Source organism: Streptococcus sp. Marseille-Q5112 (genome assembly GCF_916700555.1).
Taxonomy (GTDB): Bacteria; Bacillota; Bacilli; order Lactobacillales; family Streptococcaceae; genus Streptococcus; species Streptococcus symci.
This window is the reverse complement of sequence record NZ_CAKAKP010000009.1, coordinates 56,353-69,047: the sequence shown is the minus strand read 5'-3', so window position 1 is coordinate 69,047 and position 12,695 is coordinate 56,353. Positions and strand designations below refer to the sequence as shown.

Genomic DNA, 12,695 nt, shown 5'->3' with positions numbered 1-12,695 from the left:
AAATAGAAAAGATAAAAATACAACATCTCTAGACCAAAATCCAGAATTATTTGCTTTCAATAACGAAGGGATCAACGCACCATCATCAAGTGGTTCTAAGATCGCTAAAATTTATCCTTTAGATTCAAATGGAAATCCTCAAGATGCTCAACTTGAGAGAGGATTAACGCCTTCTCCACTTGTATTAAGAAGTGCAGAAGAAGGATTGATTTCAATAGTAAATACAAATAAAGAGGGAGAAAATCAAATCGACTTAAAAGTCATTTCGAGAGAACACTTTATTAAAGGAATTTTAAACTCTAAAAGAAATGATGCAAAGGGAATCAAATCTTCTAAACTAAAAGTTTGGGGTGACTTGAAATGGGATGGACTCATCTATAACCCTAGAGGGAAAGAAGAAAATGCACCAGAAAGCAAGGATACCAAAGATCCTGCTACTAAGATAAGAGGTCAATTTGAACCAATTGCAGAAGGTCAATATTTCTATAAATTTAAATATAGATTAACGAAGGATTACCCATGGCAGGTTTCCTATATTCCTGTAAAAATTGATAACACAGCCCCTAAGATTGTTTCTGTTGATTTTTCAAATCCTGAAAAAATTAAGCTGATTACAAAGGATACTTATCACAAGGTAAAAGAGCAATACAAGAATGAAACGCTATTTGCGAGAGATCAGAAAGAACATCCTGAAAAATTTGACGAGATTGCCAACGAAGTTTGGTATGCAGGAGCTGCTCTGGTTAATGAAGATGGAGAGGTTGAGAAAAATCTTGAAGTAACTTATGCAGGTGAGGGTCAAGGAAGAAATAGGAAACTTGACAAAGACGGAAATACCATTTATGAAATTAAAGGTGCAGGAGATTTAAGAGGAAAAATCATTGAAGTCATTGCACTAGATGGCTCTAGCAATTTCACAAAGATTCATAGAATTAAATTTGCTGATCATGCTGATGAAAAGGGGATGATTTCCTATTATCTAGTAGATCCTGATCAAGATTCATCTAAATACCAAAAGCTTGGAGAGATTTCCGAATCTAAATTTAAAAATTTAGAAAATAGAAAAGAGGATAGTCTTAAAAAAGATACAACTGAAGTAGAACATCATCAAGAAAATGAAGAGGCTACCGAAGAAAAATCTAGCTTTACTATCAATAAAGCCATTTCAACAATTAGAGACTTTGAAAGCAAAGATTTAAAGAAACTGATTAAAAAGAAATTTAGAGAAGTTGATGACTTTACAAGTGAAACTGGTAAGAGAACAGAGGAATACGATTATAAATACGATGATAAGGGAAATATCATTGCATATGACGATGGTAGTGCCTTAGAATATGAAACTGAAAAACTTGACGAAATCAAATCAAAAATTTATGGTGTTCTAAGCCCGTCTAAAGATGGACACTTTGAAATTCTTGGAAAGATCAGTAATGTTTCTAAAAATGCCAAGGTATATTATGGCAATAATTATAAATCGATAGAAATCAAAACGACCAAGTATGATTCCCACTCAAAAACGATGACATTTGATTTATACGCTAATGTTAATGATATTGTGGATGGATTAGCTTTTGCAGGAGATATGAGATTCTTTGTTAAAGATGATGATCAGATAAAAGCTGAGACTAAAATTAGAATGCCTGAAAAAAATAAGGAAACTAAAACGGAATATCCCTATGCATCAAGTTATGGGAATGTAATAGAATTAGGAGAAGGAGATCTTTCAAAAAATAAACCAACCAATTTAACGGACATGGAATCTGGTAAAATCTATGCTGATTCAGAAAAACAACAATATCTATTAAAGGATAACATCATTCTAAGAAAAGGCTATGCACTAAAAGTGACTACCTATAATCCTGGAAAAACGGATATGTTAGAAGGAAATGGAGTTTATAGCCAGGAAGATATAGCAAAAATCCAAAAGGCCAATCCTAATCTAAGAGTCTTATCAGAAAAAATAATTTATGCTGATAGTAGAAATGTTGAAGATGGAAGAAGTACTCAATCAGTATTAATGTCGGCTTTGGACGGCTTTAACATTGTAAGGTATCAAGTGTTTACATTTAAAATGAATGATAAAGGGGAAGCAATCGATAAAGATGGAAATCTTGTGACAGATTCTTCTAAACTGGTATTATTTGGTAAGGATGGTAAAGAGTACACAGGAGAGGATATGTCCAATGTAGAAGCTATAAAAGAAGATGGCTCTACGTTATTTATTGATGCAAAACCAGTAAATCTTTCAATGGACAAGAACTACTTTAATCCATCTAAATCTAATAAAATTTATGTACGAAATCCAGAATTTTATTTAAGAGGTAAGATTTCTGATAAGGGTGGTTTCAACTGGGAGTTGAGAGTTAATGAATCAGTTGTAGATAATTATTTAATCTACGGAGATTTACACATTGATAACACTAGAGATTTTAACATTAAGCTTAATGTTAAAGATGGTGACATCATGGACTGGGGGATGAAAGACTATAAAGCAAACGGATTCCCAGATAAGGTAACTGATATGGATGGAAACGTTTATCTTCAAACTGGCTATAGTGATTTGAATGCGAAAGCGGTTGGAGTACACTATCAATTTTTATATGATAATGTAAAACCAGAAGTAAAGATTGATCCTAAGGGAAATACTAGTATCGAATATGCTAAGGGAAAATCTGTAGTCTTTAATATCAATGATAAAAGAAATAATGGATTCGATGGTGAGATTCAAGAACAACATATTTATGTAAATGGAAAAGAATATAAATCATTTGCTGATATTAAACAAATAGCAGATAAGACACTAAACATTAAGATAGTTGTAAAAGATTTTGCAAGAAATACAACCGTAAAAGAATTCATTTTAAACAAAGATACGGGAGAGGTAAGTGAATTAAAACCTCAGATGGTAACTGTGACCATTCAAAATGGAAAAGAAATGAGTTCAACGATAGTGGCGGAAGAAGATTTCATTTTACCTGTCTATAAGGGTGAATTAGAAGAAGGCTATCAATTTGATGGTTGGGAAATTGCTGGTTTCGAAGGGAAAAAAGATGCTGGTTATGTTATTAATGTGTCAAAAGATACACTTATAAAACCTGTATTCAAGAAAATAGAGGAGAAAAAGGAGGAGGAAAATAAACCTACTTTTGATGTATCCAAAAAGAAAGACAACCCACAGGTAAATCCTAGTCAATTAAATCAAAGTCATAGAAGAGAGGACTTACAAAGAGCAAATCATTCACAAAAATCTGATTCAACTAAGGATGTTACAATTACAGTTCTTGATAAACACTTTGAAAATAAGAAGGAAGTCTATCTTAATGAACAAGCGAACATAGCTAATAAACATACTAACATTGATAGTAAGTCGGATACTAACCATTCTGACAGGTTGCCAAAAACCGGAACAGTTAGAGCAGTTCTTACACCATTTATTGCTGGAATATTGTTTATAGTAGGAGCACTTCTTGGATTGAAGAAAAAAGATCAAGATTAAGATAAAATCTATAGAAAAGATGTTTATGTGTTGAGATTAGATACTGTGATGGTTAAACAGTTTGCTGACAATTACTATTTAATACTTAATTCTTAAGATTACGTTGATAATTATACTCTTTTAGAATGTATTAATGGACTTCATTTAGATAACAAAAAATCTTCTTATTACAGATAGGAAGATTTTTTGGATTTTACCAATTTCACAAAATACGGTATCGAACTATATATTAAAAATTGTGCTTTTACAATTGTAGTAAAAACTCAAGATTTATTTGATGAAGTACAGTCTAATTTTCTCAAATTGAATCCTAACAAGCGTGAGATAATTTCTAGATTTAATCACTTTGGGGTTATTTATTTTAAGTATAGTCTATATGCAATATGATAAGTAAATACGCCTATTAGATTTTTTATAAACATAATATAAGTGAATAATATGAAAGGATAGCTCCTTTTCATTATCATAGTTAGACTATAAAAATATATAAAATTCTTAAAAATTATGGTATAATTTATGTTAATAAATTCGATATAGAGTTTAATGGATGATTCTATTGATGCCAATATTTAAGGGTTAGTTGATTGGTTTTCTTTTGAAAACCCATCCATTCATGGATACTGACAAATCTTACGAATTTGTTTAAGATATAGGTGAAATATAGTGAAAAATGGGAGGAATACTATGACTAAGAAACATTTTGAAGAGAAAAATGGTCCGAAATCAACTGTATCGAAGGTAGTGAAAGGAACTTCTCCATCTAAGATTAGGGGCAAGTTTTTTAAAATAAAAGTCTATATTGGCATTGCCATTAGTCTCTTGGTCGTTGCAATCCTAGCAAGCCTCTTCTTATTCTCACCTAACGCAAAGAGAGAGTCAACTGAAGCAATTTCTTCAGTTGCCAAAAAAGAGAACACAAGTCAAGAAGCGACAGATGCTTCGAAAGCATCCGAGATTAAGAAGAAGAAAGAAGAGGAAATTCAAAAACTCAAGGAACAGTTAGCTAGTTTAGATAGCAAAGTAGCTGAGTCAGAGAAGTTAGTGGATAAGCTAAAAGAAGAAACTGCTGTTCCGAAACTGGATATTGAAGCACTAAGAAATAACGATTTATCTAGTTTGAAAGGTACATGGCGTACAGCTTCGGGTAAAGAATTTGTTATTAATGACTCTATTAATGAGTCTAGTGAAATATATGCAATTGGCTATAGAGATGGTCAAAAAGTTGAATCTACTTATGAATTAAAAGTCCCAAAAGGTCAAGAACGTCCTAAATCTGATACAGCTTCTTTTGGTATATGGCCAAAAGGTTTAATGGCAGGAGGAGCTGTGCTATATGCAATACCTAGAGGCATTGTCAAGTCCGCTGGACAGTATACTGATCAATCAAATACTGCTGAAGATAGACTTGTGGCTGGACAAAGTCCTAGTATGTTTACGGAACCAGAAAATTTTTATTATCGTGTTAAACCAGATACTAGTAAACTTGAGGAAGAGGAGAAGAATTTAGCTCAACTACAGGCTGAACGCGAAGCAATCAAAACTTCTCTAGAATCTAAGGAAAAGAAAAATAATAACTAGAAAAAACTAGTTTAGAATCTAACTTTCGATTGTTTTAGTTCAGAAATACTGTTGCAATCGCTAGAATGAAGAAGCTCATTAGGGCTTCTTTTCTTTTATCTTAACACTTCAACCACTTAGACTGATATAGAGACCAGATAGGCAACAGAGCTTGTTCTTGAAACTGACCTCTGCTATAATGATTTTTGTAAGGGACGTGAGGCGTCACTATCAGATAACTCAAGTTCATAAAAAAGCAATTGGAGATAAAAATGAAAAAATTATTAGGTATTGGATTCTTGCTAGTTTCAGCTTTGGTTTTGTATTTTGGTTCTGTTGGATGGCCAAGTTTGGATGTCAACCTATGGTCACTGATTCCGGTTGGTCTGTTCCTCTTTTTCACTCTAGAGAATTTTTTGAAAAAAGACTACAAGGCTAGTCTGATGTGTTTAATTATTGCTTTTATCATTGCAAATGCAATTTTAGACCTTTTGCCAATTTCAAGTGGCTTGGTAATTGGAGCGGGCGTACTAGCTTGCATTGGTATTGGATACCTCTTTCCTGATAAAGATACAAAAGAAGACAAATAGAAAAGGCCTCGAGATTTCTCGAGACCCTTTTTTACTTACCAGCGTAATATTTTTGAATTCCTTTCACGATACCTGCTACAAGCTTATCTTGATAGTGGCTATCTCGAATCTGTTGATTTTCAGCGAAATTATCTATATAACCAAGCTCTAGGAGGACGGCTGGTTTAGCAGTTTCTCGAAGAACGGCAAAGCTTCTTTCCAATAAACCAGCATCTTTAGCACCAGTTTCAGCTAACAATGAAGAGTGGATAGCGGCTGCAAGGCGCTTGCTCTCACTTATACGGTCAGGATGGTTATGCCAGTATGGGTTGATTTTACTTGGATAATCAGGATCATCACTGTAGGAATAGGTTTGAATTCCACTAGATTTTGAGTATGCATTACCAGTCGCATTGAAGTGAATACTGATAAAGATGTCAGAGTTAGTCTTGTTAACCATACGAGAACGTTCTGTAACAAAATCTACATCAATATCACTATCACGTGAAGTGAGAACTTTGTAGCCAAGTTCTTCTAACTTTTTGCGTAATTTACGATACACCTGCATGTTGAGGTCTTTTTCAGCGACATTGTAATAGTATGCACCTGAGTCTCTTCCACCATGTCCAGGATCTAAAAAGATGGTTCTACTGTATTGGCCTTTTACAAACCCAACTTCTTTTGAGACCTCAGAAATCCATTGACCATTTTTGTGGAATAGATGGTCTTTACCGTCAATTTTGTAAGTTCCGGAAACATAATGTCCGTTATCATCTAAGTAGTAGCGAGCCTTATAAGTGTCGTCGTAAATCCACTCTTTTTTAGCCATATAACCACCAGCTTTGAGATAGTAAGCTCCAATCCATTCTTTTGATGCATACATTCCACCACGCTTCAAAAAGAACCAGCTGTTATAGTTTTTATCAAATATCCATTCATTATCAGCCATGGCTCCATTGGTTTTTAGATAATAGCTTCCCGACCATTTATCGGCTAACATAGCTCCATCTTGAGCAAAAGAATACCAAGAACCGCTGATTTTTTCCCATTTGTTTTGGACAAATTTTCCAGATGCGTTCGCATAGAACCAGGTATCTTTAATTTTTACCCAGCTATTTTCAGCCATAGCACCACTGTTATTAAATAGGTAGCCCTTAAATGTAGTTGAGCTCAACATGATTCCCTTTTTATCAAAGTAGTACCAAGAACCATTGACTTTCTCCCACTTTTCCTGAGAGATTTTTCCAGAGGATGTTGCATAATACCAATTTTGGTCGATTTTTGCCCAGCCGTTTGTGGCCATAGCTCCACTTTTGGTCAGTAAATAGTTATCAAAAGTTGTATTACTAAGCATGATTCCATCTTTGTCAAAGTAATACCAAGCACCACCAATTTTCTCCCATTTATTCTGAGAAATTTTTCCAGAAGAATTAGCGAAGTACCATTTTTCATTGATAAAGTTCCAACCGTTTTCAGCCATCACTCCATCTTTATTGAAAACATAACCATCAAAGGTTGTATTGCTTAGTCGATGGCCATCTTTATTGAAGTAGTACCACTTTCCTTGGATTTTTTTCCAGTTGGTAACAGGTTTGTTGTGTTCGTAAAAGCGCCAGTTATTATTTTCTTCCTGCCAACCTTCTTTGACTTTTTCAACTTTTTCTTCTTTTTTTACTTCAGACTTCTTCTCTTCTGTGGCGGGAGTTTTTTTCTCTGTTTTTTCTTCTTTATCATCAATTTTAGAAGAATTGTCTGTTTTTTCGACCTTCTCTTTCGATTTTTCTTGGTTTTCGATTTTTGAAGTACTTGAATGAGGAATTGTTACATTTTCGCGTACTGACTCTGCTTTATTTTCTTGAGCTTGGGCAGTTGTTTGAGTGTATCCTAAAATAGATAAGGCAACTGCACTAGCAAGTAAAACCTTTTTCATATTAAACTCCTTTTGTTTTTTTGCTTATTATAATAAAATCTTGCTGATTTCTCAACTATCAAACTGAACTTCTTCTAGTAGATAGTCAATAAAGCGTTCGCCCATCTTAGATAGGCTGGTTTTTTCATGCTGGATATAGACCAGCTCAATTGGGTCATCAATATCCAGTGGGATAGAAACGATATTGTCTCCGTTGAGGTTGCTGTTCAAAATCCCTGTCGCAATGGTATAACCATCCAAACCAATCAAGAGATTAAAGAGGGTAGCACGGTCGCTGACTACGATAGATTTTTTGTGGTATTCCTGCGAGAGAATCTCTTCTGAAAAGTAGAAGGAGTTGTGCGTCCCTTGGTCATAGCTGAGGTAAGGGAAGTTCTCCAAGTCTTCTAGTTTGACCTTATCTTTCTTTGCCAGAGGATTGGTCTTGCTGACAAAGATATGAGGCTGAGCGGTAAAAAGATGGTGAGCCAGCAGGTGGTTGTCATCCAGCATTTTGGTTAAAACATCACGGTTGTAGCTGTTAAAAAATAAGACACCGACCTCACTACGGAAGTTCTTGACGTCGTCGATAATCTCCCAAGTACGAGTTTCACGAAGGAAGAGCTCGTATTTTTCCATATCACTTTTCTTGAGTAGAGAGACAAAGGCATTGACCACAAAGGCATAGTGTTGAGACGAAACGCTAAAGAGTTCGCGGTGGGCGACAGGATTTTTATAACGTTCCTCCAGAAGTTGAGTTTGCTCGACAACCTGACGGGCATAGGAGAGAAACTCCATCCCATCACGGGTCAAGGTGATACCCTTGGGATTGCGGATAAAGATCTCAATCCCCATTTCATTTTCCAAATCTCTCACAGCATTGGAAAGACTCGGCTGGGTGATAAAGAGCTGCTTAGCTGCCTCATTCATAGAGCCAGTTTCGACGATTTTGATAATATAGTGTAATTGTTGAATTCTCATGTTTTTATTGTACCACACTTGCGTCAGAATCGCCAAAGATGATAGGAAAATAAGGGGCATTGTGTGATTCTCTTCTTGAAAAAAACACAAAATTTTGCTAGAATGAGTCTTATGAAAACATTCTATGATGTGCAGCAATTCCTCAAACGATTTGGTATCATTGTTTACATGGGAAAACGCTTATATGATATTGAACTGATGAAGTTGGAACTCTCACGGATTTACGATGCAGGGTTGATGGACAAATTAGACTATCTAGAAGCAGAAGCGGTTCTTCGCAGAGAGCACAAGGTAGAATTGGATTATATTGAGAAAAATGGAGAAAAGAACTAATGGTTACTTGGATTTTGTGGGCACTAATACTAGCAATGTTGGCGTGGATGGGCTTTAACTATCTTCGTATTCGCCGTGCAGCTAAAATCGTGGACAATGAGGAGTTTGAAGCCTTGATTCGTACGGGTCAATTGATTGATTTGCGCGACCCAGCAGAATTTCACAGAAAACATATTCTTGGGGCTCGCAATATTCCTTCAAGTCAGTTGAAAACTAGTCTTGTAGCCCTTCGTAAAGACAAACCTGTCCTTCTCTACGAAAACCAACGTGCGCAACGTGTCACAAATGCAGCCCTTTACTTGAAAAAACAAGGTTTTTCTGAGATTTATATCCTTTCTTATGGCTTGGATTCTTGGAAAGGAAAAGTGAAGACTAATTAACATAAGCTAAATTCTCAAACTAAGTTCCGCTTTGGGTAGACAAGTGGACGTTTCTTTGAGAGATTGCTATAATTAATATTATGAAAAAACTTATAGTATTATATAGACAAAACCTATTTCTTTTGATATAATTTAGTGGTAATAATTTTAGGAGTTTTATAATATGAAAGAAAAGAAGAAATCTTCCCTTGTTTTAGGTATCCTATCTATCGTTCTTGGTTTTCTACTACCAGTGGTAGGGCTTGTTTTGGGAATTATTGGATTAGTGTTAGCTAATTCACATCAAAAAGAGTCTGAGCTGGACTATAAAACAGAAAAAATACTTGGTATCGTAGGTATTGTAATTTCTGTAATTATGTGGATTTTAGGATTTATAGTTCTTATGAATATATCAGCTTAACAATAAAACATTTTATTGTTAAACTCACCCCGAAAGTTAGCAGAAAAATCTAGCTTTTGGGGTGTTTTATTATGAAAATAACTTATGAGGATAAAGTTCAGAGCTATGAACATAAAAAGCAAGGTCAAAGCTTAAAGCAACTTTCAAAAAGATTTAGTGTGGATGTTTCTGGGCTAAGATACATGATGAGATTGATTGAACATTTCGGAATAGAAAGTATCAAAAAAGTTAAAAATTATCACTATTCTCCAGAACCAAAACAAGAAATGATTGATAAATTTTTCCTTGTAGGTTGATTACAAATAAGAAAACGAGCTTGGATGTTTCCGAGCTCATTTTTTAACCACTTTTTCTGAGTAAGTCACGAATGCTTGTCAACTCTTGTGAGTTTAGGGGACGGTAGTCTCCTTCTTGAAGATTCTGATCTAAGCTCCAAGATCCAAAACAGGTACGTTTGAGAGAAACAACCTTGACACCAACCGAGAGGAACATTTTCTTAACCTGATGAAATTTTCCTTCTGAAATGGTGATAGAGGCTTGGCTGTGGGAAGGACTTGCAGATAGAATCTCTAGTCTTGCAGCTTTACAGACAGTGCCATCTAAAAAGACAATTCCCTTTTGAAAGGCTTGGATATGGTCAGGTGTTAGAAGTCCATTAACCTCAACTTGATAAGTCTTATCGACATGATATTGGGGATGGAGGAGCTGAAATCCCAAAGGGCCGTTATCGGTCAAGAGGAGGAGTCCTGTCGTATCTCGGTCCAGTCGGCCGACGGCATAGAGCTTGTCAGACTGGATGTCAGGTGAAAGGAGATCCATGACAGTTGGAAGTTCCGTGTCTCTATTGGCTGTCACGACACCAGCAGGCTTATGAAGCATCAGATAGGTGTGCTCATAGCCTTGAATGATTCGGCCCCGAAAGAGGAGCTCCTGTAGTCCTGTATCGATATTTTGGGCTAGGGAGCGGGCTGGGCAACTATCGACGAGAATGTCCCCTTTGAGTAAGGCTTGTTTCATGGTCTTTCGGCTGATTTTTTCTTGGGCTAATAAATTATCTAAACGCATACTGTGCCTATCTTATCATAAGTCGCTTGCTTTGAAAAGGCTTGACGTGAAAAGAAAAGCGCAGTGAAAACATTTACACTTGCTTGAATTATGTTATTTACTTGAAATTATGGTATAATCGTTCAGTTAGAAAATAAATTTTGAATATTATAGAGGAAATCATGACAAAATTAAGAGAAGATATCCGTAACATTGCGATTATCGCCCACGTTGACCACGGTAAAACAACCCTTGTTGACGAATTATTGAAACAATCAGAAACGCTTGATGCACGTACTGAATTGGCAGAGCGTGCTATGGATTCAAACGATATCGAAAAAGAGCGTGGAATTACCATCCTTGCTAAAAATACAGCCGTTGCCTACAACGGAACTCGTATCAATATCATGGACACACCAGGACACGCGGACTTCGGTGGAGAAGTTGAGCGTATCATGAAAATGGTTGACGGTGTTGTTTTGGTCGTAGATGCCTACGAAGGAACCATGCCACAAACTCGTTTCGTATTGAAAAAAGCCTTGGAACAAGACCTTGTTCCAATCGTGGTTGTTAACAAAATCGACAAACCATCAGCTCGTCCAGCAGAAGTAGTGGACGAAGTCTTGGAACTTTTCATCGAGCTTGGTGCAGATGATGACCAGCTTGACTTCCCAGTGGTATATGCTTCTGCTATCAACGGAACTTCTTCATTGTCAGATGATCCAGCTGACCAAGAAGCGACTATGGCACCAATCTTTGACACGATTATCGACCACATCCCAGCTCCAGTAGATAACTCAGATGAGCCTTTACAGTTCCAAGTGTCACTTTTGGACTACAATGACTTCGTTGGCCGTATCGGTATCGGTCGTGTCTTCCGTGGTACTGTTAAAGTTGGTGACCAAGTTACCCTTTCTAAACTTGACGGCACAACTAAAAACTTCCGTGTTACAAAACTCTTCGGTTTCTTTGGTTTGGAACGTCGTGAAATCCAAGAAGCAAAAGCAGGTGACTTGATTGCCGTTTCTGGTATGGAAGATATCTTTGTCGGTGAAACTATTACTCCGACAGACGCAGTTGAAGCTCTTCCAATCCTACACATCGATGAGCCAACTCTTCAAATGACTTTCTTGGTCAACAACTCACCATTTGCTGGTAAAGAAGGTAAATGGGTGACTTCTCGTAAGGTGGAAGAACGCTTGCAGGCAGAATTGCAAACAGACGTTTCCCTTCGTGTTGACCCAACTGATTCACCAGATAAATGGACTGTTTCAGGTCGTGGAGAATTGCACTTGTCAATTCTTATCGAAACAATGCGTCGTGAGGGATATGAACTTCAAGTATCTCGTCCAGAAGTTATCGTAAAAGAAATCGATGGAGTTAAATGTGAACCATTTGAGCGTGTTCAAATCGATACTCCAGAAGAATACCAAGGGTCTGTTATCCAAAGCCTTTCTGAACGTAAAGGTGAAATGTTGGATATGATTTCAACTGGTAATGGTCAAACTCGTTTGGTCTTCCTTGTTCCAGCGCGTGGTTTGATTGGATACTCAACTGAGTTCTTGTCAATGACTCGTGGTTACGGTATCATGAACCATACCTTCGACCAATACTTGCCATTGATTCCAGGTGAAATTGGTGGTCGTCACCGTGGTGCCCTTGTTTCTATCGATGCTGGTAAGGCTACAACTTACTCAATCATGTCTATCGAAGAACGTGGTACGATCTTTGTCAACCCAGGTACTGAAGTTTACGAAGGAATGATCATCGGTGAAAACTCTCGTGAAAATGACTTGACAGTTAACATCACTAAGGCGAAACAAATGACCAACGTCCGTTCAGCTACTAAGGACCAAACAGCTGTTATCAAGACACCTCGTATCTTGACACTTGAAGAGTCTCTTGAGTTCTTGAACGACGATGAGTACATGGAAGTAACGCCTGAGTCTATCCGTTTGCGTAAACAAATCCTTAACAAGGCAGAGCGTGAGAAAGCTAACAAGAAGAAAAAATCAGCTGAATAAGA

Annotated in this window: 9 protein-coding genes and 2 pseudogenes; 8 read left to right on the top strand and 3 right to left on the bottom strand. The window is 36.5% G+C overall.

The annotated features are described in order from the left end of the window. The 3 genes and pseudogenes from LG372_RS07325 to LG372_RS07315 form a co-directional block, all read left to right on the top strand. Positions 1 to 3,496 (top strand): annotated as a pseudogene (locus tag LG372_RS07325) (serine protease); the annotation flags it as partial. A 684-nt stretch (positions 3,497 to 4,180) separates the two neighbouring features. Continuing rightward, complete coding sequence (locus LG372_RS07320; RefSeq protein WP_225742482.1) at positions 4,181 to 5,074, top strand: DUF6287 domain-containing protein; 894 nt, start codon at positions 4,181 to 4,183, stop codon at positions 5,072 to 5,074. A gap of 251 nt (positions 5,075 to 5,325) precedes the next feature. Then, positions 5,326 to 5,643, top strand: a complete 318-nt coding sequence (locus LG372_RS07315) for a hypothetical protein (protein ID WP_004269832.1) — start codon at positions 5,326 to 5,328, stop codon at positions 5,641 to 5,643. Positions 5,644 to 5,674: 31 nt separating this feature from the next. Here the strand turns inward: LG372_RS07315 and LG372_RS07310 are convergent, their stop codons facing one another. After that, on the bottom strand, positions 5,675 to 7,552 hold the full coding sequence (locus LG372_RS07310; protein WP_225742481.1) for an N-acetylmuramoyl-L-alanine amidase: 1,878 nt from the start codon (positions 7,550 to 7,552) through the stop codon (positions 5,675 to 5,677). Positions 7,553 to 7,603: 51 nt separating this feature from the next. After that, complete coding sequence (locus tag LG372_RS07305; RefSeq protein ID WP_042750500.1) at positions 7,604 to 8,512, bottom strand: LysR family transcriptional regulator; 909 nt, start codon at positions 8,510 to 8,512, stop codon at positions 7,604 to 7,606. Positions 8,513 to 8,575: 63 nt separating this feature from the next. Between LG372_RS07305 and LG372_RS07300 the strand changes: the two genes are divergently transcribed. The 4 genes and pseudogenes from LG372_RS07300 to LG372_RS07285 form a co-directional block, all read left to right on the top strand. Beyond that, on the top strand, positions 8,576 to 8,845 hold the full coding sequence (locus LG372_RS07300) for a YqgQ family protein (RefSeq protein WP_020901947.1): 270 nt from the start codon (positions 8,576 to 8,578) through the stop codon (positions 8,843 to 8,845). Further along, positions 8,845 to 9,225, top strand: a complete 381-nt coding sequence (locus LG372_RS07295; RefSeq protein WP_049487910.1) for a rhodanese-like domain-containing protein — start codon at positions 8,845 to 8,847, stop codon at positions 9,223 to 9,225. The genes LG372_RS07300 and LG372_RS07295 overlap by 1 nt, the downstream gene beginning before the upstream one ends. Before the next feature lie 163 nt (positions 9,226 to 9,388). Beyond that, on the top strand, positions 9,389 to 9,625 hold the full coding sequence (locus LG372_RS07290) for a hypothetical protein (RefSeq protein WP_004261680.1): 237 nt from the start codon (positions 9,389 to 9,391) through the stop codon (positions 9,623 to 9,625). Positions 9,626 to 9,696: 71 nt separating this feature from the next. Continuing rightward, positions 9,697 to 9,903 (top strand): annotated as a pseudogene (locus LG372_RS07285) (IS3 family transposase); the annotation flags it as partial. A 61-nt stretch (positions 9,904 to 9,964) separates the two neighbouring features. Here LG372_RS07285 and LG372_RS07280 read toward each other — a convergent pair. Continuing rightward, positions 9,965 to 10,690 carry a 16S rRNA pseudouridine(516) synthase gene (locus LG372_RS07280; protein WP_225742480.1) on the bottom strand — a complete coding sequence of 242 codons (726 nt, stop codon included), beginning with the start codon at positions 10,688 to 10,690 and terminating at the stop codon, positions 9,965 to 9,967. 161 nt (positions 10,691 to 10,851) lie between these two features. Between LG372_RS07280 and typA the strand changes: the two genes are divergently transcribed. Continuing rightward, positions 10,852 to 12,693, top strand: coding sequence for a translational GTPase TypA (typA, locus tag LG372_RS07275; RefSeq protein ID WP_000164111.1), 1,842 nt, complete (start codon positions 10,852 to 10,854; stop codon positions 12,691 to 12,693). The last annotated feature ends 2 nt before the right edge of the window (positions 12,694 to 12,695 follow it).

What these genes read in the sequence shown, in the direction of transcription:
- LG372_RS07315 (WP_004269832.1), top strand. Translation starts at nt 5,326, where the DNA reads ATGAAAAAATTATTAGGTATTGGATTCTTGCTAGTTTCAGCTTTGGTT.
- LG372_RS07310 (WP_225742481.1), bottom strand. Translation starts at nt 7,552, where the DNA reads ATGAAAAAGGTTTTACTTGCTAGTGCAGTTGCCTTATCTATTTTAGGA.
- LG372_RS07290 (WP_004261680.1), top strand. Translation starts at nt 9,389, where the DNA reads ATGAAAGAAAAGAAGAAATCTTCCCTTGTTTTAGGTATCCTATCTATC.
- LG372_RS07295 (WP_049487910.1), top strand. Translation starts at nt 8,845, where the DNA reads ATGGTTACTTGGATTTTGTGGGCACTAATACTAGCAATGTTGGCGTGG.
- LG372_RS07305 (WP_042750500.1), bottom strand. Translation starts at nt 8,512, where the DNA reads ATGAGAATTCAACAATTACACTATATTATCAAAATCGTCGAAACTGGC.
- typA (WP_000164111.1), top strand. Translation starts at nt 10,852, where the DNA reads ATGACAAAATTAAGAGAAGATATCCGTAACATTGCGATTATCGCCCAC.
- LG372_RS07280 (WP_225742480.1), bottom strand. Translation starts at nt 10,690, where the DNA reads ATGCGTTTAGATAATTTATTAGCCCAAGAAAAAATCAGCCGAAAGACC.
- LG372_RS07320 (WP_225742482.1), top strand. Translation starts at nt 4,181, where the DNA reads ATGACTAAGAAACATTTTGAAGAGAAAAATGGTCCGAAATCAACTGTA.